The organism is Streptomyces sp. NPDC020875, assembly GCF_040641415.1.
Classification (GTDB): Bacteria; Actinomycetota; Actinomycetes; order Streptomycetales; family Streptomycetaceae; genus Streptomyces.
Map to the genome: position 1 here is coordinate 1 of NZ_JBFADP010000043.1, position 24,214 is coordinate 24,214.

At 70.9% G+C, this 24,214-nt stretch carries 16 protein-coding genes and 1 tRNA gene; 2 read left to right on the plus strand and 15 right to left on the minus strand.

Annotated features, from left to right (window positions below):
- Positions 1-381 precede the first annotated feature (381 nt).
- The 13 genes from AB0G74_RS23790 to AB0G74_RS23850 form a co-directional block, all read right to left on the minus strand.
- Positions 382-1,032, minus strand: coding sequence for a protein-tyrosine-phosphatase (locus AB0G74_RS23790; protein WP_361149610.1), 651 nt, complete (start codon positions 1,030-1,032; stop codon positions 382-384).
- Positions 1,029-1,676: an L-threonylcarbamoyladenylate synthase gene (locus AB0G74_RS23795; protein WP_361149613.1), complete on the minus strand. Its 648-nt coding sequence runs from the start codon at positions 1,674-1,676 to the stop codon at positions 1,029-1,031. The genes AB0G74_RS23790 and AB0G74_RS23795 overlap by 4 nt, the downstream gene beginning before the upstream one ends.
- 70 nt (positions 1,677-1,746) lie before the next feature.
- Positions 1,747-2,592, minus strand: coding sequence for a peptide chain release factor N(5)-glutamine methyltransferase (gene prmC, locus AB0G74_RS23800; RefSeq protein WP_358827642.1), 846 nt, complete (start codon positions 2,590-2,592; stop codon positions 1,747-1,749).
- A 48-nt stretch (positions 2,593-2,640) separates the two neighbouring features.
- Positions 2,641-3,720: a peptide chain release factor 1 gene (gene prfA, locus AB0G74_RS23805; RefSeq protein ID WP_361149616.1), complete on the minus strand. Its 1,080-nt coding sequence runs from the start codon at positions 3,718-3,720 to the stop codon at positions 2,641-2,643.
- Positions 3,721-3,825: 105 nt separating this feature from the next.
- A complete protein-coding gene (gene rpmE, locus AB0G74_RS23810) occupies positions 3,826-4,047 on the minus strand; it encodes a 50S ribosomal protein L31 (RefSeq protein ID WP_358827644.1) in 222 nt (73 codons plus the stop codon).
- Between the two features lie 268 nt (positions 4,048-4,315).
- The gene (locus AB0G74_RS23815) at positions 4,316-5,452 is read right to left on the minus strand and encodes an LCP family protein (protein ID WP_361149619.1); all 1,137 of its coding nucleotides are present in this window, start codon (positions 5,450-5,452) and stop codon (positions 4,316-4,318) included.
- Positions 5,453-5,740: 288 nt separating this feature from the next.
- The gene (gene rho, locus AB0G74_RS23820; RefSeq protein ID WP_361149621.1) at positions 5,741-7,744 is read right to left on the minus strand and encodes a transcription termination factor Rho; all 2,004 of its coding nucleotides are present in this window, start codon (positions 7,742-7,744) and stop codon (positions 5,741-5,743) included.
- A 548-nt stretch (positions 7,745-8,292) separates the two neighbouring features.
- Positions 8,293-9,309, minus strand: coding sequence for a homoserine kinase (thrB, locus tag AB0G74_RS23825; protein WP_361149623.1), 1,017 nt, complete (start codon positions 9,307-9,309; stop codon positions 8,293-8,295).
- A 521-nt stretch (positions 9,310-9,830) separates the two neighbouring features.
- Positions 9,831-10,889 (minus strand): threonine synthase, encoded by a 1,059-nt coding sequence (thrC, locus tag AB0G74_RS23830; RefSeq protein ID WP_361149626.1) that lies wholly within the window; start codon positions 10,887-10,889, stop codon positions 9,831-9,833.
- A 6-nt stretch (positions 10,890-10,895) separates the two neighbouring features.
- Complete coding sequence (locus tag AB0G74_RS23835) at positions 10,896-12,185, minus strand: homoserine dehydrogenase (protein WP_361149728.1); 1,290 nt, start codon at positions 12,183-12,185, stop codon at positions 10,896-10,898.
- A gap of 97 nt (positions 12,186-12,282) precedes the next feature.
- Positions 12,283-13,674 (minus strand): diaminopimelate decarboxylase, encoded by a 1,392-nt coding sequence (gene lysA, locus AB0G74_RS23840; protein ID WP_361149630.1) that lies wholly within the window; start codon positions 13,672-13,674, stop codon positions 12,283-12,285.
- Positions 13,675-13,687: 13 nt separating this feature from the next.
- A complete protein-coding gene (gene nrtL, locus AB0G74_RS23845; protein WP_361149632.1) occupies positions 13,688-14,635 on the minus strand; it encodes an ArgS-related anticodon-binding protein NrtL in 948 nt (315 codons plus the stop codon).
- Positions 14,636-14,689: 54 nt separating this feature from the next.
- On the minus strand, positions 14,690-15,172 hold the full coding sequence (locus AB0G74_RS23850) for a response regulator (RefSeq protein WP_361149635.1): 483 nt from the start codon (positions 15,170-15,172) through the stop codon (positions 14,690-14,692).
- Positions 15,173-15,319: 147 nt separating this feature from the next.
- Here AB0G74_RS23850 and AB0G74_RS23855 point away from each other — a divergent pair.
- Positions 15,320-15,391 (plus strand) — tRNA-Arg (locus AB0G74_RS23855).
- A gap of 172 nt (positions 15,392-15,563) precedes the next feature.
- Here AB0G74_RS23855 and AB0G74_RS23860 read toward each other — a convergent pair.
- Both AB0G74_RS23860 and AB0G74_RS23865 read right to left on the minus strand, forming a co-directional pair.
- On the minus strand, positions 15,564-17,450 hold the full coding sequence (locus AB0G74_RS23860; protein ID WP_361149638.1) for a DNA/RNA helicase domain-containing protein: 1,887 nt from the start codon (positions 17,448-17,450) through the stop codon (positions 15,564-15,566).
- A gap of 288 nt (positions 17,451-17,738) precedes the next feature.
- Positions 17,739-19,166: an HNH endonuclease gene (locus AB0G74_RS23865; protein ID WP_361149642.1), complete on the minus strand. Its 1,428-nt coding sequence runs from the start codon at positions 19,164-19,166 to the stop codon at positions 17,739-17,741.
- Between the two features lie 202 nt (positions 19,167-19,368).
- Here AB0G74_RS23865 and pglW point away from each other — a divergent pair, with 202 nt between their 5' ends.
- A complete protein-coding gene (gene pglW, locus AB0G74_RS23870; RefSeq protein WP_361149644.1) occupies positions 19,369-24,018 on the plus strand; it encodes a BREX system serine/threonine kinase PglW in 4,650 nt (1,549 codons plus the stop codon).
- The last annotated feature ends 196 nt before the right edge of the window (positions 24,019-24,214 follow it).

Below are 24,214 nucleotides of genomic sequence, written 5' to 3' on the forward strand. Positions count from 1 at the left end.
GTCGCGTGGTGTTCCTCGACGACTCGCCGGCGAAGGCGGAGATCGAGGACCGGGTGGGAGCGGCGCTCCCAGAGAGGCGGGTGCCCCTTTTCAGGAGCGGTGAGAGGGAGAGCTTTTAGGGGCGCGGGGAACTGCGCGACCAGCCACGACGGTGGCGCGGACCACCGACAACATCAGGCCCTCGGGCGAGACCAGGGTATTTCCGCGATGCCGTGGAGGGCCGAGGCGCTGGGGGTCCCCCCAACGCCGAAGGCATAGGGGGCGGAACTGCGCGAACAACCACGACGGTGGGGCGGACCGCGAACAACACCAGGCCGCCGGGCGCGGACCGGATCGTGGGGCGGTCGGGCCCCCGGTCGCACCTGGGAAGTGGCGGGACCCTCAGCGGGAGGCGTCCGCGCGGGGGATGCCCGTCAGGGCCGTGAGGACGGGGTCGAGCGCCTGGTCGATCTCGTCGCCGATCGAGCGGAAGAACGTGATCGGCGCCCCGTACGGGTCGTAGACCTCGTCCGCGTCCGGGCTGGGCGCCAGCAGCCAGCCCCGCAGCGCCGCCGCGGCCCGTACCAGCGCCCGGGCGCGTTCGACGACGCCCTCGTCGCGCGGGTCGGGCAGGGTCGCCGGGTCTATGGCCCGGACGAGGCGGGTGAACTCCTTGAGGGTGAAGGTCCGCAGCCCCGCCGAGTGGCCCATGGAGATGACCTGTGCCCGGTGGTCCCGGGTGGCGGTGAGGACGAGGTCCGCCCGGATCACGTGTTCGTCGAGCAGTTCCCGGCCGGTGAACCCGCTGGCGTCCGCGCCGAAGTCGGCGAGCACGATCTCCGCGTTGGTCTCCATGGGCGCGCCTTCGTGCCCCCAGGTCCCGGCGCTCTCCACGATCAGTCCGCTCGCCATCAGATCGCCGAGGCGGTCGGTGAGGGCGTGCCGGGTCAGCCGCTCGGTGATCGGCGAGCGGCAGACGTTGCCCGTACTGACGTGGAGTATCCGGAAGCAGTCGTCCGTCTCGGTGCCACGCCCCTGGTCAGGAGCGATCAAGGCGCCACCTCGAGGTCGGGGACGACCTTGCGGAGCTCGTCGGCGTCGAGGGCGCCGGCCCGCAGCAGGACGGGCACCTCGCCGGTGACGTCCACGATGGACGACGGCACGATCCCGGGGGTGGGGCCGCCGTCGAGGTAGACCGAGATCGCCTCACCGAGCATCCGCTGGGCGGCGTCGCAGTCCTCGGGCGCCGGGTAGCCGGTGAGGTTCGCCGAGGAGACGGCCATCGGGCCGACCTCGGTGAGGAGTTCGATGGCGACGGGGTGCAGCGGCATCCGGACGGCGACGGTGCCCCGGGTGTCGCCGAGGTCCCACTGGAGGGACGGCTGGTGCCGGGCGACGAGGGTGAGCGCCCCGGGCCAGAAGGCGTCGACGAGTTCCCAGGCGGCTTCGGAAAAGTCGGTGACCAGGCCGTGCAGGGTGTTCGGGGAGCCGATGAGGACGGGTGTGGGCATATTGCGGCCCCGGCCCTTGGCGGTGAGGAGTTCGGCCACGGCCTCGGAGCTGAAGGCGTCGGCGCCCACGCCGTACACGGTGTCGGTGGGCAGTACGACCAGTTCGCCGCGGCGGATGGCGGACGACGCCTCGCGCAGCCCGGTCGTGCGGTCGGTGGCGTCGTTGCAGTCGTATCGCCGGGCCATCAGCAAGCCTCCTTGGGCACGTGCACGTACGGTTGCGTCGGCCGGGTCTGCGGCACGGTCGCCGGCCCGGTCACGGGGTCGCCTTGCGGGCGGTCGCGAACCTGGGGCGCTTGTTCAGGTCGGGGTGGTCCGCCGCGTCGGTCCAGCCGGACTCCTCGGCGAAGATCCACGGCACCTGGCCGCCCTGGGTGTCGGCGTGTTCGACCACGACCAGCCCGCCGGGGCGGAGCAGCCGGTGCGCGGTGCGTTCGATGCCGCGGATGGTGTCGAGGCCGTCCTCGCCGGAGAAGAGGGCCATCTGGGGGTCGTGGTCGCGGGCCTCGGGCGCGACGTACTCCCATTCGGTGAGGGGGATGTACGGCGGGTTGGAGATCACCAGGTCGACCTGGCCGTCCAGCTCGGGCAGGGCGCTGAGCGCGTTGCCCTGGTGGAGGGTGACGCGGGAGCCCTCGGCGTTGCGGCGGGCCCAGTGCAGGGCGTCGTCGGAGAGTTCGACGGCGTGCACCCGGGAGCGGGGCACTTCCTGCGCCATGGCGAGGGCGATGGCGCCCGATCCCGTACAGAGGTCGACGATCAGGGGTTCGACCACGTCCATGGCGCGGACCGCGTCTATGGCCCAGCCGACGACGGACTCGGTCTCGGGCCGGGGTACGAAGACCCCGGGGCCGACCTGGAGCTCCAGATAGCGGAAGAAGGCCCGTCCGGTGATGTGCTGGAGGGGTTCGCGGGCCTCGCGGCGGGCGACGGCCTCCCAGTAGCGGGCGTCGAAGTCGGCGTCCTTGACGAGGTGGAGTTCACCCCGCTTCACCCCGTGGACGTACGCGGCCAGCTCCTCCGCGTCGAAGCGCGGCGACGGTACGCCGGCGTCGGCCAGCCGCTGGGTGGCCTGGGCCACCTCGGCAAGCAGCAGGTTCACTGGTCGTCCTCCACCCGTTTCGTACGGACGTGTCTTACTGCGCCGGTCTTACTGAGCGGCGGCGAGCTTGGCGGCGGAGTCGGCGTCGACGCATGCCTGGATCACGGCGTCGAGGTCGCCGTCGAGTACCTGGTCGAGGTTGTACGACTTGAAGCCGACGCGGTGGTCGGAGATGCGGTTCTCCGGGAAGTTGTAGGTACGGATCTTCTCGGAGCGGTCGACAGTACGGACCTGGCTGCGGCGCTGGTCCGCGGCCTCCTTCTCGGCCTCCTCCTGGGCGGCGGCGAGCAGCCGGGAGCGCAGGATCCGCAGGGCCTGCTCCTTGTTCTGGAGCTGGCTCTTCTCGTTCTGGCAGGAGGCGACGACGCCGGTGGGGAGGTGGGTGATCCGGACGGCGGAGTCGGTGGTGTTGACGGACTGGCCGCCGGGCCCGGACGAGCGGTAGACGTCGATCCGCAGGTCGTTGGGGTTGATCTCGACGTCGATCTCCTCGGCCTCGGGGGTCACCAGGACCCCGGCGGCGGAGGTGTGGATCCGGCCCTGGGACTCGGTGGCGGGCACCCGCTGGACGCGGTGCACTCCGCCCTCGTACTTGAGCCGGGCCCAGACGCCCTGGCCGGGCTCGGTGGCGCCCTGGCCGCCCTTGGTCTTGACGGCGACCTGGACGTCCTTGTAGCCGCCCAGCTCGGACTCGGTGGCGTCGATGATCTCGGTCTTCCAGCCGACGCGCTCGGCGTAGCGGAGGTACATCCGCAGCAGATCCCCGGCGAAGAGGGCCGACTCGTCGCCTCCGGCGCCGGCCTTGACCTCCAGGATGACGTCCTTGTCGTCGCTGGGGTCGCGGGGCACCAGCAGCAGCCGGAGCTTCTCGGTCAGCTCGTCGAGTTGCTTCTCCAGCTCCTTGACCTCGGCGGCGAAGTCGGAGTCGTCGGCGGCCAGCTCGCGGGCGGTCCTGATGTCGTCGCCGGTGCTCTTCCAGGAGCGGTACGTCCCGACGATCGGCGTCAGCTCGGCGTACCGCTTGTTGAGCTTGCGCGCGTTCGCCTGGTCGGCGTGGACGGCGGGGTCGGCCAGCCGCTGCTCAAGGTCGGCGTGCTCACCGACGAGTTCCTCGACCGCCTCGAACATCGGGGGCTCCTGCTCTGCTTACGTACGAAGGTTCTGCGGGACGTCAAAGCGCCGGTCCCGGCCGCCCCGGCACGGGGACGGCCGGTGACCGGCGCAGTTGGCTCGCTACTTCTTGGCGGAGCCGGCCTTGCCGAAGCGGGCCTCGAAGCGGGCCACACGGCCACCGGTGTCGAGGATCTTCTGCTTGCCCGTGTAGAACGGGTGGCACTCGGAGCAGACCTCGGCACGGATGGTGCCGTTGGTGAGGGTGCTACGGGTGGTGAACGACGCGCCACAGGTGCAGCTGACCTGCGTCTCGACGTACTCGGGGTGGATCTCGCGCTTCAAGGTGTCTCCTAGTTTCGGGAGGGCGCCGGGTCGCTCGGGCGGAATGCTCGCGCGTGAACCGGGGCCGACGGACCAGTCTGCCAGGACCGGCCGTATCTCCCAAAACCGGGGTCGGTCCGGAACTATTCCCCCGGACCGCCCGGGGCGTCCCGGAACACCGGATACGGGATCGCGGCCGGGTCGCGGCCGGCCCGAGGGGCTGGTCCCGGCCGGTCCGCAGGCCGGGTCCCGGGCCCGTCCGGGGTATCGCCCGCCGGGCCCGTCCGGGTCAGCCGGCGGGGGCCACGGTGCCGGGGACGGTGCTGGTCACGGGCCCGGCGCCGCCCCGGCCCGCGGCGGAGTCCCGCAGCGCCGACGCGGGTACCGGTTCGTCGTCGCGGAGGGCCTGCCACACCTGGCGGGCGTCGCTGTCGATGGGGACGACCCGGTTGGGGTCGTAGGGGTCGTAGCCGACCGGCAGGGTGACCATCTGGACGTCCGAGGGGCCGATTCCGGCGAGTGACCGGGCGAAGCCGGTGAGCTTGGCGACGGAGGCGAGGTCGGAGTCGGTGGTGACGGCCTTGGTCGCGGTGTCGGCGACGCCGAAGAGCCGTACCGGATCGGTCAGCAGTCCGGCATCCCTGACCTGGGCGATGAACGCCTTCACAAAAACCTGCTGGAGCCGGATCCGGCCGAGGTCGCTGCCGTCCCCGACGCTCTTGCGGGTACGGACCAGGGCGAGGGCCTGTTCGCCGTCGAGGGTGTGGGTTCCGGCGGCGAGGTCGAGCCTGCTGTCGCGGTCCCGGATCGCCTCGGTGGTGGTGATCTCCACTCCGCCGAGTTCGTCGACGAGCTTCTTGAAGCCGGTGAAGTCGATCTCCAGATAGTGGTCCATGCGGATCCCGGACAGCCGCTCGGCGGTGGCGACGGCGCAGGCCGGTCCGCCGACCTCGTAGGCGCTGTTGAACATCGCGTTCCGGGCCCCGGGTATCCGGTCGCCGTCGGGGTCGGTACAGACCGGCCGGTCGACCAGGGTGTCGCGGGGTATGGAGACCACGGTGGCGCTGCGGTGGCCCTCGTTGACATGGACGACCATCGCGGTGTCGGCCCGGGCGGCGCCGTCGTCGCGGCCGTACTCGCTGTTGGCGCCGGAGCGGGAGTCGGAGCCGAGGACCAGGATGTCCATGGAGCCGTCGCCGATGTCCGGGGGCCGGTCCTTGCCGTAGAGCTGGGTGTCGATGTCGACGCCCTGGAGGTTTCCGTCGAGCTGGAGGTAGAGGTAGCCGAGTCCCGACCCGCCGACGACGATCAGCGCCGCGGCGGCCCAGGCCGTGAAGACGGCGGCTCTGCGGCGCCGGGAGCGCGGTCGGTGGTCGCTCCCGCCGCCCCCGGGTATCCGGCCTTCGCGGCCGCTCCGCTCGTTCATGGTCTCTCCGCTCTCGCTCTCCGCGCGCCTCCCGGCGGTCCCGCCGCGATCTCGCGGCTCTCACCCTCCGTCGCTCTTCGGTGACAGATTTCCGGTTATGTCCAGCTTTGTTCAGCCATTGGTAGGACGTGCCTGCCCTCAAAAGGGTTGCACGGGGTCGTGAGAAGCGCGTGAGAAGACGCTGAGAAAACCGCCACGGACCGTGGTCCGGGCGCCACCGTACGCAGACGCGGGCCCCGCCACCTGCGAAGGTGACGGGGCCCGCGGGGTACTGCGGCTGCGACGCGATCAGTCGTTGTTACCGGAGGACGGCGTCGTCTTCTGGATCTGGAGCAGGAACTCGGCGTTCGACTTCGTCTGCTTCATCTTGTCCAGCAGCAGCTCGATCGCCTGCTGCTGGTCGAGCGCGTGCAGCACCCGGCGGAGCTTCCAGACGATGGCCAGCTCCTCGCCGCCGAGCAGGATCTCCTCCTTGCGGGTGCTGGACGCGTCGACGTCCACCGCCGGGAAGATGCGCTTGTCGGAGAGCTTCCGGTCGAGCTTCAGCTCCATGTTGCCGGTGCCCTTGAACTCCTCGAAGATCACCTCGTCCATCCGCGAGCCGGTGTCGACCAGCGCGGTGGCCAGGATGGTCAGCGAGCCGCCGTCCTCGATGTTCCGCGCGGCACCGAAGAACCGCTTCGGCGGGTAGAGCGCGGTCGAGTCGACACCACCGGAGAGGATGCGTCCGGAGGCGGGCGCGGCCAGGTTGTAGGCGCGGCCCAGACGGGTGATGGAGTCCAGCAGGACGACCACGTCGTGACCCAGCTCGACGAGGCGCTTGGCGCGCTCGATGGCCAGCTCGGCGACGGTGGTGTGGTCCTCGGCCGGGCGGTCGAAGGTCGAGGAGATGACCTCGCCCTTGACCGACCTCTGCATGTCGGTGACCTCTTCGGGCCGCTCGTCGACGAGGACGACCATCAGATGGCACTCGGGGCTGTTGACCGTGATGGCGTTGGCGATCGCCTGCAGGATCATGGTCTTGCCGGTCTTCGGCGGGGCCACGATCAGGCCGCGCTGCCCCTTGCCGATCGGCGACACCAGGTCGATGATCCGGGTGGTCAGCACGCCCGGGTCGGTCTCCAGACGGAGCCGGTCCTGCGGGTAGAGCGGCGTCAGCTTGTTGAACTCCGGCCGTCCGCGGCCCGATTCGGGCGCCATGCCGTTGACGGAGTCCAGCCGGACCAGCGCGTTGAACTTCTCGCGGCGCTCGCCGTCCTTGGGCTGCCGGACCGCGCCGGTGACGTGATCGCCCTTGCGCAGCCCGTTCTTGCGGACCTGAGCCAGGGAGACGTACACGTCGTTGGGGCCCGGGAGGTAGCCCGAGGTGCGGATGAACGCGTAGTTGTCGAGGATGTCGAGGATGCCCGCGACCGGGATCAGCACATCGTCGTCGGCGACCTGCGGCTCGCCCGCGAACTCCTCACGGCCACGACGGCCCCGGCGGTCGCGGTAACGGCCCCGGCGACCGCGCCGGCCGCCGCCGTCCTCGTCGAAGTCGTCCTGGGGGCCGCTCTGCTGACCACCCTGCTGCTGCCGCTGGCCGCCGCCCTGCTGGCGCTGGCCGCCCTGCTGGTCGTCGCCCTTGCCGCGGCCGCGCTGGCGGTCCCGGCGGTCGCCGCGGTCGCCGCGCTGACCGCGGTCGCCGCGGTCCTTGCGGCCCTCGCCGTCCTGACCGGACGCGTCCTGCGCGTCGGTACGGGAGACCTCCTTGGCCTCCTTGACGGCGACGGAGCCCTCGGCGTGCGTCTCGGGGCTGCCCGCCTGCGCCGTGGCACGGCGACGGCGGCGCTCGACGGCCGGGGTGTCGTCGCTGGCCGGCTGGCCGGGGATCTCGATCTGCTGCTGGGCGGCCTGCTCGGCCGGCTCGGCCTTCGCCGTCTTCTCGGCGGGCGCGGCCTTCTCCCCGTCACCGGCGTCGGCGTCGGTACGCGCCTTCGAGGTGGCGCGGCGCTTCGGCTTCGCCTCGGCGGCCTTGGCCTCCGGCTCGGCGGTCTTCTTGGCCGGGGCGGCCCCGCCGCCTGCCTGCGCCTCCTTGATGACCTCGATCAGCTGGCTCTTGCGCATCCGCGCGGTGCCCCTGATCCCGAGGCCGGACGCGACCTGCTGCAGCTCGGCCAGGACCATGCCCTCGAGGCCGGTGCCGGAACGGCGGCGCCGGGCGGTGGTGCCGGAGGCAGCACCTGCGGCGGGCGCGGAAGTGTCGACGGGGTTGTCGGCAGTCACGCCCATCAGATCGGTGGTGTCGCTCACGAAGGGTCCTTCCCTGGAGCGGACGTCGGCCATCTGGCTCGGCGACCGGTTGTGCTGTCCGAACGCGGTCGGTGATACGACCGTGCCGGGGCGGTGGTCCCCGCCGGCTCTGCGGACGGCGGAGAAGCAGATACTTGCGATCCGGCCCGAGGTCCCCCCGCCCGGCCACTGAACGGCGGAGCGTGAGGTGTCGTGCCGGTTCCGGAGCGTGCTCGATACTGCTCAGGCAGGCTGCTCAGGCAGTCGGGGAGGCTCCCGGAAGAATTGGCGGTCCCGATGCGGGACACGAAGCTCCGAGCCATGAAGGCTTCGGGCGCTGACTTGAGGTTAACACTACCGGCTCCAACAAACATTCCCCCTCTCCATCACCGGCAATCTCGTGTCCCCGGAAATCACCGCGGTGATCCGCGCCGCTCCCGGGCCGGGATTCCGGTGGAATCCCGGGGCCGCGGTGCTCCGGTGGCACCCCGCGGCCGGTACGGCGCGTCCGGCGCGGTCACCGCGTCGTACGGCGTACCCCCCGCGACGGCCCACGGCCCCCGGACGGCTCACCCGGAGGACGTGTCGCCCGGCCGCGTACCGTCCCCGGCGCGACGCGTCCGCCCGGAGCCGTCGGGGGACGGATCCGCGGCGGGCGGCACGGCGTCGGACGGTACGAGCGGCAGCACACTCGTACCCGCGGCGTCGAAGGCCAGCCGGTTGGCGGCCCAGCCCTCGCCCGCGAGCCGTGCGACCTTGTCGGCCGCACTGTTCTCGGCCAGTGCGAGCACCGTGGGGCCCGCACCGGAGATGACTGCAGGGACGCCGTCGGCGCGCAGTCGGTTGACAAGGTCGACGCTCTGCGGCATCGCCGGGGCGCGGTACTCCTGGTGGAGCCGGTCCTCCGTGGCGGGCAGCAAGAGCTCGGGACGCCTGGTCAGCGCCTCGACCAGCAAGGCGGCGCGACCGGCGTTCGCGGCGGCGTCCACATGGGGGACGGTACGCGGCAGCAGTCCGCGCGCGGTCTCCGTGAGCACCGGCTTCTCGGGGACGAAGACCACCGGAACGACGGAATCGGCGGGGTCCATCCTGATGGCCCGGGCCGCTCCCCCGTCGGTCCAGGCGAGGGTGAAGCCGCCCAGCAGGCAGGCGGCGACGTTGTCGGGGTGCCCCTCGATCTCGGTGGCCAGCTCCAGCAGCGCCGTGTCGTCGAGCCGGGCCTCGCCCCCTATGGTCACCGCGCGGGCGGCGACGATCCCGGCGCAGATGGCGGCCGACGAGGAGCCGAGGCCGCGGCCGTGCGGGATCCGGTTGGCGCAGACCACTTCGAGGCCGCGCGGCTGTCCGCCGAGCAGGTCGAAGGCGGTACGCAGGGAGCGGACGAGCAGATGGCTCTCGTCGCGGGGCAGCGTCGACGCGCCCTCGCCCGCGATGTCGATATGCAGTCCGGAGTCCGCGACCCGGACGACGACATCGTCGTAGAGCCCCAGCGACAGCCCGAAGGCGTCGAAGCCGGGGCCGAGGTTGGCGCTGGTGGCGGGGGTGCGCACCCGGACGGCGGCGGCGCGGAACGCTGGACCGGCCATCGCTCGATGACTCTCCTTGGCTCTGACCCTTGTGACGCAAGGGACGTGCGGTGACTGTGGTGTCGAGATTCTCGGGGGGAACTGCGGAATCGTGGTCGGGGAAGGGTGGAACGGATGTGCGGATCTACGGATGTACTGACGGGCGGCGCGCGGATTCGGGAGGGGTCGACCCCCGGGGGCCGCGACGGACGGCCGCACCCCTGCACCGGCACATGCGGTGGGTGGGTTCGGTACAGCCTATCCAAGGAAGGTTCCGCGGCGACATAGGGCGCACAGGAGGCGCACGATGCGTGTCGCGAGCCTCCTGTGCCTCGGCCTCCGTCACCGCCCGGCTTGGGATGCTTTCCACCGGGGTATTACGCCCCGGCCGGGGCCGAACGGCTCGAACACGGCGACGCTTTCCAGCCACTGCCGACCTGCGGAGGCCCGGAGGCCGACCCCGGGGCCGGCCTCGCGGGACCCGGCCCGGCCGCGGGGGCCGGACCGGGCGGAGCCGTACGGGACAGGGTCGTACGGGACGCTCAGGCGAGTCCGAGCCGCGCGGCGGCCGTCGGCGCGTCCACGGGCACGGTGACCGGCTGCGGCGCGCCCGCGACGGCCCAGTCCGGGTCCTTCAGCCCGTTGCCGGTGACCGTGCAGACGATCCGCTGCCCCGGGTCGACCTTTCCGGCCTCGGCGGCCTTCAGCAGACCCGCCACGGACGCGGCGGACGCGGGCTCGACGAAGACGCCCTCCTGGGAGGCCAACAGGCGGTAGGCCCGCAGGATCTCACGGTCCGTCACCTCGTCGATGGCGCCGCCGGAGTCGTCCCGGGCGGCCAGCGCCTGCTGCCAGGAGGCCGGGTTGCCGATCCGGATCGCGGTGGCGATGGTCGACGGGTCCTTGACGACCTCGCCCCGGACGATCGGCGCGGAGCCGGACGCCTGGAAGCCCCACATCCGGGGGGTGCGGGTGGCCGGGCCGTCGGCCGCGTACTCCCGGTAGCCCTTCCAGTAGGCGGTGATGTTGCCCGCGTTGCCGACCGGCAGGACATGGATGTCCGGGGCGTCGCCGAGGGCGTCGACGATCTCGAAGGACGCCGTCTTCTGACCCTCGATCCGATAGGGATTGACCGAATTGACCAGGGCCACCGGATAGTTCTCGGACAGATTTCGCGCCAGATCCAGGCAGTCGTCGAAGTTGCCGTCGACCTGGAGGATCTTCGAACCGTAGACCAGCGCCTGGCCCATCTTGCCCAGGGCGATCTTCCCCTGGGGGACGAGGACCGCGCACACCATCCCGGCCCGTACCGCGTAGGCGGCGGCCGAGGCGGAGGTATTGCCGGTGGAGGCGCAGATGACCGCCTTCGCCCCCTCCTCCTTGGCGCGGGTGATCGCCATCGTCATCCCGCGGTCCTTGAAGGAGCCGGTCGGGTTGGCTCCCTCGACCTTGAGGTGGACCTCGCAGCCGGTGCGCTCGGAGAGCACCTGCGCCGGGACGAGCGGCGTCCCACCCTCACGGAGTGTGACGACGGGCGTGGTGTCCGTCACCGGGAGCCGGTCCCGGTACTCCTCGATGATGCCGCGCCACTGGTGGGTCATTGCTGGTTACTCCCCTTCAACACGCATGATGCTGGCGACACCGCGCACGGTGTCGAGCTCGCGCAGCGCCCGGACGGTCCCCGAGAGGGCGGCGTCGGGCGCGCGGTGGGTGACGACGACGAGGGATGCCTCCCCGTCCTTACCCTGCTGACGGACGGTGTCGATCGACACCCCGTGCTCGGCGAAGACCGTCGCGACCTGGGCGAGCACGCCCGGCTTGTCGGCCACGTCGAGACTGATGTGGTACCGCGTCACGACCTCGCCCATGGCGCCGACCGGCAGCTGGGTGTAGGCGGACTCGCCCGGCCCGGTGGCCCCGGCGAGCTTGTTGCGGCAGACGGCGACCAGGTCGCCCAGGACGGCGGACGCGGTGGGCGCGCCGCCCGCGCCGGGACCGTAGAACATCAGCTGCCCGGCGGCCTCGGACTCGACGAAGACCGCGTTGTACGCCTCGCGGACGGAGGCCAGCGGATGGCTGAGCGGGATCATCGCCGGGTGGACCCGGGCGGTCACGGACTTGCCGTCGGCGGCCCGCTCGCAGATCGCCAGCAGCTTGACCGTACAGCCCATCCGCTTGGCGGAGGCGATGTCGGCGGCGGTGACCTCGGTCAGCCCCTCGCGGTGGACGTCGTCCAGCCGGACCCGGGTGTGGAAGGCGATCCCGGCCAGGATCGCGGCCTTGGCGGCGGCGTCGAAGCCCTCGACGTCGGCGGTGGGGTCGGCCTCGGCGTATCCGAGGGCGGTGGCCTCGTCCAGGGCCTCGGTGTAGCCGGCGCCGGAGCCGTCCATCTTGTCGAGGATGAAGTTGGTGGTGCCGTTGACGATGCCGAGGACCCGGTTGACCTTGTCGCCCGCGAGCGATTCGCGCAGCGGCCGGATCAGCGGGATGGCACCGGCGACGGCGGCCTCGAAGTAGAGGTCCTTGCCGTGCCGCTCGGCGGCGGCGTAGAGGGTGGTCCCGTCCTCGGCCAGCAGCGCCTTGTTCGCCGACACCACGGACGCGCCGTGCTCGAAGGCGGTGGTGATCAGGGTGCGGGCGGGCTCGATACCGCCGATGACCTCGATCACCACATCGATGTCGTCCCGTTTCACCAGGGCCGTGGCGTCGGTGGTGACCAGGGCCGGGTCGATGCCCTCGCGCACCTTGTCGGGGCGGCGGACGGCCACCCCCGCGAGCTCCACGGGGGCGCCGATCCGGGCCGCGAGGTCGTCGGCGTGCGTCGTCATGATGCGCGCCACCTCTGAGCCGACCACTCCACAGCCCAGCAGCGCCACCTTCAGCGGACGCGTACGCATCATCCGACCTCGTTTCTCAGCATTTCGGGTGGGACCAGTCTCACGCACCGGACAGCATTTTCTATGCTCCGTCCGGTATCCGAGACATCTATCTCCATCAACCGACATCGAGACGCAGCAGATCTTCCTCCGTCTCACGCCGGACGATCACCCGCGCCGCGCCCTCCGACACCGCCACGACGGGCGGGCGCAGCGCGTGGTTGTAGTTGCTGGCCATCGAGCGGCAGTAGGCGCCGGTGGCGGGGACGGCGATCAGATCGCCGGGGGCGAGGTCGGCCGGGAGGAAGGCGTCCTTGACCACGATGTCGCCGCTCTCGCAGTGCTTGCCGACGACCCGGCTGAGCATCGGGGCCGCGTCGGAGGTGCGGGAGACCAGGACGACGCTGTACTCGGCGTCGTAGAGCGCGGTGCGGATGTTGTCCGACATGCCGCCGTCGACGCTGACGTACGTCCGCAGCCCCTCCAGGGGCTTGATGGTGCCGACCTCGTAGAGGGTGAAGGCGGTGGGGCCGACGACGGCGCGGCCGGGCTCGACCGAGATCCGGGGGGTACGCAGCCCGGCGGCCTCGCACTCGCGGGTGACGATCTCGTGCAGGGCCTTGGCGATGTGACGCGGTTCACGGGGGTCGTCGCCCGGGACGTAGGCGATGCCGAGGCCGCCGCCGAGGTCGATCTCGGGCAGTTCGACGCCGTGCTCGTCGCGGACCCGCTTCAGCAGGCCGACGACGCGGTGGGCGGCGACCTCGAAGCCGGAGGTGTCGAAGATCTGCGAGCCGATGTGGGAGTGGACGCCGACCAGTTCGAGCCCGTCGAGGCCGAGGGCGCGGCGGACGGCTTCGGCGGCCTGGTCCCCGGCGAGCGGGATGCCGAACTTCTGGTCCTCGTGGGCGGTGGCGATGAACTCGTGGGTGTGCGCCTCGACGCCGACGGTGACCCGGATCAGTACCTTCTGCCGCTTGCCGAGCCGCTCGGCGATATGGGCGACCCGGACGATCTCCTGGAAGGAGTCGAGCACGATCCGGCCGACTCCGGCCTCGATCGACCGCTCGATCTCCTCGGGGGACTTGTTGTTGCCGTGGTACGCGATCCGCTCGGCGGGCATGCCCGCGTCGAGGGCGGTCCGCAGCTCGCCCGCGGAGCAGACGTCGAGGTTGAGGCCCTCCTCGTGCAGCCAGCGGACGACGGCCCGGCTGAGGAACGCCTTCCCGGCGTAGAAGACGTCGGCACCGGGTCCGAACGCCTCCGCCCAGGCGCGGCAGCGGGCCCGGAAGTCCTCCTCGTCGAGGAAGTAGCCGGGCGTGCCGAACTCCTCCGCCAGCCGGGTCACCGGAATCCCGCCGACGGTCACGACGCCGTCGGCGTCCCGGGTCACGGTCCTGGCCCAGATCGCCGGGTCGAGGGCGTTGAGGTCGGCGGGCGGCGCCGCGTAGTGCCCCTCGGGCAGGACATCGGCGTGCCGGGGCCCGGCGGGGTGTGCGGAACGGCTCATCGTCGTATCTCTTTCACCAATGGTCGGGTGCGCTGATGCCGAGCAGGGAGAGGCCACCGGCGAGCACCGCCCCGGCGGCTTCGGCGAGCGCGAGCCGGGAACGGTGGGCGGCCAGGGGTTTCTCCCCGCCGACGGGCAGTACGGCGGGCTGGAGCCCGAGCAGGGCGTCGGCGGTCCCCTCCAGATGCCGGGCGACCCGGTCGGGCGCCCGCAGCCGGGCGGCGGCGCTCAGGACGCCGGGGAAGTCGGCGATCCACCGCTCGGCGTCCGTCTCGGCGTACTCGGCCGGCTCCGCCCCGAACCCCAGGGCGGCGGCGTTCCGGCTCAGGGCGCGGGCCCGGGCGTGCGCGTACCGCACGGTGAAGAGGGGGTTGCTCTCGTGCTGCCGCAGCAGTCCGGCGTCCGCCCGCGCGGCGTCCTGCGCGGCGACGGAGAGAAAGGCCCAGCGGGTGGCGTCGGCGCCGAGGACGGCGGTGGTGTCGTGATGGTCGACGACGGGCGGCCGGCGTACCTGCCCGTCGGCGTCGCTTCCGTCGATACGGCGGAGCAGCCCGACGACCTCGTCCCAGACGACGGCCCGGCTCCCCGGAACGGGCGGGGTCAGGCGCCGCTCGTCGGCGACGGCCCGGACCGCCCGGTGCGCGCCGGCCACGATCTCGCGCTGCCGCCCGGCGGGATCCCCGCTCAGGGTGATGTTGAGGAACCCGGGCCCGGTGATCTCCACGGCGGCCACTCCCGGCCGGTCGGCGATCCGCTCCCGCAGCCGCTCGGCGACCACTCGCGGGGGCTCCCCGGCGTCCCCGGCGAGCCGCAGCGCGACCCCGGTGGCCCAGTCCCCGCACCCACCGGGCCGGGGCCGTTCCACCCGTACGTCATCGGGCACCGCGACCCGCAGCACACCGTCCTCCACCGCGCGGCACACGGCGTGGCGCACGGTACGGGAGAGCTGGGCGGGGGTCACGGGACCAGCGTAGGCGAGGAGGGGACCCGGGCAGCGACCCGTTTCGCCATCCGGTCAGCCCCGCGCACTCCCGGCCCGCCCGGCCCCGCGCCGGTCCTCCACGACGGGCGGCCCGTCGCACCCCGTCAACCGCCGCACGAGCCGTACGAGATCGGCGGGCTCGAAGGGCTTCGCCAGAAAGGCGTCCACCCCCGCGGCGATCCCGCTCTCCACCTCGTACTGCGTACAGGCGCTGATGATCGCCACCGGCAGATGCCGCGTCGCCGGATCCTCCCGCAGCCGCGCGGCGGTCCTCAGCCCGTCCAGCCGCGGCATCACGACATCCAGCGTCACCACATCCGGCCGCACCTCCCGCACGACCTCCAGGCACTCGGCACCATCGCCCGCGGTCACCACCTCGAAGCCCTCCAGCTCGAGATTGACCCTGATCAACTGCCGGATGACTCGATTGTCATCGACAACGAGCACCCGCCCGGACGCACCTGACACAACTCGAGAGTAGGTCGACGCCCGCGACCGCGTCCGGGTTTTCCCCACTTCCCCCCCCTCCGGGCGACCCCGCCCCGCCCGCCGGCGCCCCTCACCTCGCCGACCACGCCACCGAAATACCTGTTCACGGGCACCCTCGGAGAGCTGATAGTGTTCTACCTGTCGCCGAGGGAAACAGCCCGAGGCGGACAGTGCGCCCCCGTAGCTCAGGGGATAGAGCAACGGCCTCCGGAGCCGTGTGCGCAGGTTCGAATCCTGCCGGGGGCACTTCGCAGCTCAGGTTGGTCGGGCTGTCGTAGTGTCGAAAGAACGAAGGGCCGGACCCGGTGACATCGGGTCCGGCCCTTCGTCTTGCCCTCATGGCCTGACGAACACCCCTCTCACATCGCCCCTGACCTCGTTCGGGCCACCGGGCGGTGGCCCGAACGAGGTCAAGCACCTACTCGGGTTGGTGCGACGGAAGAAGGCTTTCCAGGTAGGCCTGTGTGGCCGGGTCGGTCGAGTAGAAGCGGGTACCCAGCGTGCCTCTGGTCGCGAGGACTCGGTAGATGTTGAGCGCGTACCGGAGGTACCGGTGCGGGGGCACCTCTTCGAACACGTCGTCATGGCTGGCGTCGGGGCGAGCCCGCCAGCGGCCGTCTCGGCGTATGAGGTCGTCGCCCATGATGACGACGTTGTAGGCGTACTCCATGCCCTGGGCCGTGTAGATGCAGCCCACTTGTCCATGGCCTCCGGTATCGGTCGCCCAGAACGGGCGGGCGGGCACACCCGGGTGGGCGGGGTTCGCCTTTTCGGCGGGCGAGTTCCAGGGCCGGGCCCAGGTCTGCCGACGGCCGTCCGCTTCCCATTCCAGAACGACTTCGGGCGGCAGGCGCGGTGTGGGTGTTCTGGTCCAGTGCCAGCAGAAACCTGCTGTGATGCGTGCGGTCGGGCCGCTGCTCACATGGGTTTCGACCCAGCGGCTGAACTGTTCGGGGTCATCGGCCAGGGCGAGGTCGTAGTCGCTGCCCTCCCAAGGTGCCGCCGTGCCGTCGGGCTGGAAGAGCTGGTCGACCCAGCGCAGGTATGCCTGGGATCCGTTGCAGCGGAACTGGGTGGTGAGGTCGATGTGCCGGAAGTCGTAGCCCGTGCTCATTGCGTAGCGTTCGAGTTCTTCGCGCGTAATGCCCTCGTTCGGGCGCACGATCTGGCGTTCGTCGAGGAAGAGGACGGTAATCGAGGCCCGGTCGATGAGCTTGCCGAGAGTGAACGGGAATCTGCTGGTCGGGGCGTCGGGATAGGTGCGAACCCGGTGGGCCTCGTCGATGAGGACCACACTCCCGGACGTCACCCCTACGGGAATCTTGTCGAGGAAGGTGGCGATGAGGCCGCGGGAGACCTCCCCTACGATGCGCTTCAGTTGGTGCGTGAGCGTACCCGAGGGGCACAGCAGTCGCGGGTTGGTGTCGGGGCGGACGCAAAGATCTCCCATGATCCGCCCGGCGATGACGGTCTTACCGGTCCCCGGGCCGCCGGTCACCACGATGATGCTCTTCGTGCCGTGTGTCCGGGCCGTCTCGACGGCATGCAGTACCTCCTGCCGAGCGAGATCCTGTTCGCCGATCAGTGTGAGGGCGTCATTGCCTTCGATCGCCTTGCCCATGCGTGACAACAGTCCGGGGTTGGGGCGGTGCTCCGCGTTCAGCAGTTCACCGCGCCGGACCGGGGAGGCCGGCCGAAGGTCCGCACAGCCCAGCCGCTCGGCAAGCGCGGCTGCCGATGGAGTGGCGGTCAGGTCACCTCGGCCCAGTACCGGAAAGTCTCTGGAGGGACCGGCCTCTGCAAGCTCACGGAGCCGGTCGATCAGAGGGGCCTCGGCGTCATGGAGGACCGCGACCCCTCGTACGAGCAACGGAATTTCCTCTCGCGCTACCCAATCCTTCAGGTATTGCGCATAACACCCGACTTGTCGGGCGGGGTGCTGCACGTCACGTGCGCCGACCCGGAGAACGCCGCGGCGGAGCAAACTGCTCTCGGCTTTGGTCCACTGCTTGAGCTCGATCACGACTGTGCACAGGCGGCCGTCCGGAGCCTCGCCGAGGAGAAGGGCGTCGATGCGTTGTCCCGTCGCGGGGAGGGAGTACTCCAGCAGAATGTGAAGGTCTCCGAGGCCCGCACGGACCAAAGTGTCCATGAGTGCGGGCCAGCTGAAGCGCCAACTTCTGACCTCCTCCCAATTCGGCGCAACTCCGAATCCGGCCACGAACCGCCGCTGGGCTTCGACGATGAAATCCGGCTGATTGACCCTTGGCGCGAGTTCCGCGACCGACCCTTCGTACAGATGCATGGCGTGACCTATATCAGCAGTCGTCGACAGCCCGACCACACACACCCAGACACGGAGGTTCTGTGCAAAGCTCGCTCACCCGCATCGATCTCATTTGAAAGCGCCTCTTGCCGCGAAGTTCGCTTCGGCCCGGACACACTGTGGACGGTTAGTGCTTTCGATACCTACTCGGGGTCCCGCCGAGCCTTCATCCGGTACAAGTCCCGCGCCGCGAACCGTATGCACCATCTCGCCACCTGACCCGACTATTCAGAGAGACGCTGCAGAGCGACGCGGAGCGACTGCTGGTCACCAGCCGCGCAGACACAGGTCCCGGTGGTAGGCGACGTACTCGGGGTTGATCCGGTGTCGGCGGGTGAGTTCCCACCTCGCCTCGCCGCTGCTCGTCAGGCGCACTGACCAGTGTTCGTCGATGAAGATGCTGAAGGTGTCGAACTGCTTGTGGTGATTGGGGCAGAGACAGAGCAGGTTCTCCAGCACGTCCGGGCCGAGGTGAGGACTTCCCAGGCCCTGGATGTGAGCGGCCTCGCTGTAGGGGCCGCCGCGTGTTTCCAGGGGTTCACCGCATACCTGGCAAACGCTCCCGTAGAGATCCTTGACCAGCGCAGCCGTCTGCCGATCGCGGTCGGGCTGCGAACCGCTCCTGGGGCGTCGGCCCACGGGAGCCGGGCCCGCGTCCTCCTCGGACCGGCCGCCCGCACTCAGGTAGCCGTCGAGGCCGGTCCGCTCGAGCAATGCCGTCCGGTCCGTCTCCGTGCCGGAGAGATGGCTGGAGAGCACGAGGTCGACCGCCTGGGCACGACTCCGGGCGTTCTTGAGCAGCTTGGCCGCGTCCTCGCTCAGGCCGCCCCGGGCCCGGGCCCTGCGCAGGGCGGCCGCAGAGATCTCGAGGTCCGCCCCGGTGTCCCCTCGCACCTCCCACAACCCGCCCGCCTGGAGGAGTCGGAACGGCCGCTCGGCTGCGACGCTCTCGCCCTCGTTTCCGAACGCTTTCAGGAGGGACCCGACCTCCTGCTCGAGCTCGGTCCAGGGAGCCAGCCGGTCCCGCTGCTCGACGAGCCGCCCGATGGACCAGAGCAAAGCGACTGACTGCTGCGCCGGGTCGATCTCGAGCGACCTGATTGTCCGAAACAGGGTGTCGCGAGTGAGGCCGGACTTCGAGAGGCGCGGGGCCGGGACGGCGGGCGGCCGCTCACCGCGGAGCAGAGCATCGATGGCCAATGCCTCCTTGCCGCTCCGCCCGATGAGCGACTGAACGAAATCCTTCTTCTCCCAACCGATCGCCTTGGTCAGTTCGGGAATCGGAACGGCGAGCGTCTCCACGTCGTCCACCGCGTACATGTACTCCCAGAGTTTGCCTTCCGGGTCCTGACCCCAGATCTTCTCGGCCAGGGCGGGGTTCCGGAAGACCAGGACCACCTTGGCCCGGGCTATGGCAACCCCCTCGGAGAGGAAGAGCACCTCGTCCCCGGGAGACATGGTGTCGATCGCCTTGTTCTTGCTGTGCCCCGCACTGGCTGCTCGGATCGATCCCCAGAACCGGGCTACACGCTGCGAGAACAGTGCGCGCAGGTCCTCCGCCTCGCTGCCCAGAAGGTCCCCGTACTCGGGATCGGTGAGGTCGATGCCCGCTTCGACGGAGTGGGCATAGTGCTTCTTCCCCTGGAGCCTCGGGCCCCCGATCGGCTGCAGCAGCCACTGGCGGGTGGTGTCCACGTGGGCAGTGCTCATCGATTGCGTCCGGTTACCCCTCGTCATAACGATCACATTAGTCATACGATCCGACAATGCGGAGCTGTGGAGAGCGCCTTCGTGCGCCCGTTCCGTCCGAACTCAGCCGTTACGATTTCGAGTGCGCGGCGATAGACCTCCGCGACAAGCCACAGAACGCCGAAAATCATCACAAAGAGGGTTGCGCATGCGGGACGGCCGGTGGACGACGGTCACCGAATCCGAGTTCACGCACGAGCAGCGCGGCCTCCAGGCCATCCAGCAGGAGCTCAAGGACCACGATCCGTGGCGGGCCTGGTCGAACTTCACCTTCACCGCGGGCACGGGTCATGTCCGTGAAGTCGATCTCCTGGTGATCGCACCGGGCGGGGTGCATCTGATCGAGCTCAAGGACTGGCACGGTTCCGTCGAGTCCCGCAACGGCTCCTGGCTGCAGACCCAGCCGGGCGGCCGCCAGATCTCCCACGGCAATCCGCTGCACCTGGCCAACAAGAAGGCCAAGGAGCTGGCCTCCCTCCTCAAGAGCCACGGCGCACAGGTGTGGGTCTCGGAAGCGGTCTGCTTCACCGACGACTCCCTGCGCAATCTGCTGCCCGCCCACCATCAGCACGGCATCCACACCGTGCGGCAGCTCGTCGGGATGCTGGAGGAGCCGCCGCGGGAGGAGCGTCGCCGGATCGACGCGCCCCGCTCCCGCCGGATCGCCGCGGCCCTGGAGCAGATCGGCATCGCCCGCAGCGACGCGGAGTTCAAGGTCGGCCCCTACCTGCTGAACCGGAAGTCCTTCGACTCGGGTCCCACCTGGGCCGACTATCTGGCCCGCCACAGCGAGCTGCCGGAGGCCGCCCGTATCCGCGTCTATCTGCGCGAGCGCGGATCCGACAGCGGACACCGCGCCTCGGTGGAGCGTGCCGCCCGCCGGGAGGCCGCCGTGCTGCGCGGTTTCCGCCACCGGGGCGTGGTCCAGCTCAAGCAGTACGACCCGACCGGCCACTCCGCGGGCCCGGCGCTGATCTTCGACTTCGATCCGCGGACGCTGCGCCTCGACGAGTACCTCGTGCAGTACGGCGAGAAGCTGGACGTACTGTCCCGGATGGCCCTGGTGCGCCAGCTCGCCGAGACCATGCGTTCCGCGCACGGGCGCAGGCTCTACCACCGGACGCTCGCCGCCCGTGCCGTCCATGTCGCTCCCGGTGGCCGGGACCGTGGGGAGGCCGGCTGGCTCACCCCGTATCTGCAGATCTCCGACTGGCAGGTCGCGGTCCAGCGCGTACCCGGCCAGGCGGGGGCGAGCGCGGGCGGCGACCGGCACGCGCCGACGACCTTCTCCCACGCCGGTGCACATCTGGCGGAGGGTGCGGACCCCTATCTCGCCCCCGAGCTGACTGCAGCCAGGCCGGACCCGGTGGCCCTGGACGTCTACGGTCTGGGGGTCCTTACCTATCTGCTGGCCACCGGGAAGGCGCCGGCCGCCAGCCAGGCGGAGCTGATGGCCCGCTACGAGGCGGGCGAGGGCCTGCGTCCCAGCGCGGTCGTGGACGGTCTGTCGGAGTTCATCGACGAGCTCGTCCAGGCTGCGACCGCCTACCAGGTGTCGGACCGGCTGACCTCGGTCGACGATTTCCTGGAGATGCTGGAAGTCGTCGAGGACACCCTGACGGAGCCGACGGCCGACCCCGGGCCTGCGGCTGCCGAAGCTCCGGTCGAACCGGAGCCGGAGGTCGCGAAGGCGGAGCCCCGGCCCGTCGAGGAGAAGGACCCGCTGGAAGCGGTGGCGGGCGATGTTCTGGCTGGCCGCTGGGAGATCCGGCGACGCCTGGGCACCGGCTCGACCAGCCGGGCCTTCCTCGTACGGGACCTCACGGCCGGACCCGACGTCCCCTTCGCGAAGTCCCTGGCCGTCCTCAAAGTGGCCGTCTCGGAGCGCAGCAATGACGTCCTGGTGCGCGAGGCATCAGTCATGGGCCAGCTGCGCCCGCACTCGGGGATCATCCGGCTGATCGAGCCCGAGCCGCAGCGGATCGGTCCGCGCACCGTCCTGATCATGGAGTACGTCGGCGACGAGCGGGATCCCGGTGACGAGCCCGCCGCGCCCGGCTCGACCAGGACCCGTCGCCGCGAGGAAACCGTGGCCCGGCAGCTCCGCGATCTCGGCCGTCTTACGGTCGACCAGCTGGAGGCTTACGGCGACTACCTCTTCGGCGCGGTGGACTTCCTGGAGGGCGAGGGCGTCTGGCACCGGGACATCAAGCCCGACAACATCGCGATCCGGGTCCGCCGCAACCGCACCCGCGAACTCGTATTGATCGACTTCTCGCTCGCGGGCTTCCCGGTACAGGAGACCGAGGCCGGGACCGAGGGCTATCTCGACCCGTTCATCGGCACCCTCACCGACCGCTCCGTGTACGACGCCCACGCGGAGCGGTACGCGCTCGCCGTCACCCTGCACGAGATGGCATCGCGCGAGCTGCCGGTCTGGGGTGGTGGAGCCGTGCTGGCCCGCCAGACCGACGCAAAGGACGAGCCGTACCCGTCGATCGCCGCCGACGCCTTCGACTCCGCGGTCCGCGCGGGACTGGTGGAGTTCTTCCGCAAGGCCCTGCACCGGGACGCGGCCCGGCGTTTCCCCGAGCTGAAGCCGATGCGGGACGCCTGGAAGCGGATCTTCCTCGCGATGGACGAGGCCAAGCCGTCGAGCAAGGCGAAGCGGCCGGCCGAGGCGCCGGGGGCGCAGGATGCCCGGCGCGGTCCCGCCGTGATCGCCGACGCGGAGGAGGAGACCGCCGAGGAGCAGCGCGACCGGCTGGCCGCCGCGGTGGAGCGTACGACCCCGCTCTCCGCCGCCGGTCTGAGTCCGGCCGCCGAGTCCTTCGTCTACAGCCTCCGCGTCAACGAGGTCGGCCAGCTCCTCGACTACTCCCGCGGCTCTCTCGTCAACGCGCCGGGCCTGGGCGCGAAGACCCGTAAGGAGGTTCTGGCCCGGATCAAGCAGTGGCGGAAGCTCCTGGCGCAGCAGCCCGTGGCACCCCTGACGCCGCAGGGCCGCAAGGCCGCGAAGCAGGAGCTGTCGAACGCCGAGACAGCGGTGGCCGAGTCCCTGGTGGACACGGACGGCGGCAAGGACATCGCCGAGCGGAACCTCCGCCGAATCAGTCTGGACACCCTGGCCACCATCTTCGTGCCGGAGTTGAAGAAGAACGGTTCGAACCGCAACGAGTGCGAAATGGTGCGGCTGCTGCTGCGGATCCCCGATGAGCAGGGCGCGCCCGGTATCGGCGTCTGGCCGATGCAGAAGGACGTTGCACAGATGCTGGGAGTCACTCCGTCGAGTGTCTCCCTGATGCTGAAGGAGCAGCGCCGACGGTGGCGGCAGCGGCCGGCCGTGCAGAGCCTGCGCGCCGAGGTTCTCGAGCTGCTGCGCTCCATGGGCCGGGTGGCGTCGGCCGCGGAGGTCGCCGACGCGCTGGCAGTCCGCCGGGGTACGGAGTTGCTTGAGCTCGCCCAGCGGCGGGCGATGGGGCTGGCCGCGGTGCGGGCGGTGGTGGAGATGGAGGAGGCCGCACCGGCGGAGGCCGAGTTCCAGCACGCCCTCAACCGCCAGGCCGCCGACGAGGCCCGACGCACGGGACTGCTGGCTCTGGAGGTCGGCGAGAACGACCCGCCGGAGACACCGTCCGGGCCCGGCCTGCTGGCCTACGCGACGCGGCTGGGCAAGGTCGCGAACCGCCTCGCGAAGCTGGACACCCTGCCCACGGCCGCCACCGTGCTGGCCGAGCTGGACGCCGTTCCGCCGCCGAGCGCGGCCGGGGTCGGCTGGGACGAACGCCGCCTGGTCGAGATCGCGGCTGCCGCCTCCCACGGTGCCGCCGCCACACCCCGGCTGGAAATCTATCCACGCGAGCTGCCGCTGGTACGAGCGCTGCGGCTGACCCAGGCCGGTCTCGTACGTCTTACCCCCGGTCTGGAGCGCGACCGCCAGCCGGGTCTGACCGCCGAGGACGTCCACGAGCGGGTCCGGGCCCGGTTCCCGGAGCTGCTGGACCCCCGTAGTGGAAGCACCCTGCCGACCGGCGGCCCGCTGACGAAGGCGCTCAGGGACGCGGGTTTCGACCTGGAGCTGTCGTCCCGCGCGGGCACCCCCGTCTCGCGCTATCTGCCGAGGCAGCGCAAGGACGATTCGACGTTCGTGTCCTTCGTCGACCGGCGCCGGCCCACGGCGACCCTGTCCGCGCACCGGTACATCGACGATCCTCAGCTCGCGGACGCGGTGGCGGCGGAGGAGCGGTTGCTGTCCTCTGCCTCCCGGGACGGTTTCCGGGTGCTGACCGTGCCGGTGACCCTGACGCCGAGGGCGGTACGGGAGCTGGCGGGCGAGCGCTTCCGGGCGGAGGCGGTCTCGGTGACCGGGCTCTTCCTGGACGCCCTGCACAGGCTGGTGGACCAGCGGCCGAGGCCGACCTGGGAGACCCTGTTGCGTGCGGATGTGGCGGAGCCAGGTTCGAAGGCCGCGCTGAAGTTCGCGGAGTACGCGGCGACGGCCTGGGGCGCGGTGGAGCCGCGGCTGACCGCCGGGCTGGCCGGGTCTCCCGGGTCTCCGTTGCTGCTGACGGATGCCGGAGTGCTGGCGCGCTATGACGCCATGGGTGTACTGGACAGGCTGGCGGAGCGGGCCCGGGGCGGGAGGCGGGGGCTGTGGCTGCTGTGCCCGCAGAACGATCCGGCCCGTCCGCCTAGGCTGGGAACGGTAGCCGTGCCGCATCAGGCAGGGCTGGGCGAGTGGATTCCGCTGCCGAACGCGTGGGTGGAGAACCACCACCGTTCGACCGCGCAGGGGTGATGCTGGATGACGGGAGACCTGTCGACGTGATCGACCGCAAGAAGCTGCTGACCGACCTCACCAAGCAGGTCAAGGCGGCCGAGATCGACCTGGCCGCGCAGGTCAAGGACGGCGAGACCACGCTCAAGCCACTGCGCGCCGAGCACACGAAGCTGGTGAAGGCCGACGCGGGCACTCCGGTCTGGATGGCGTGGGT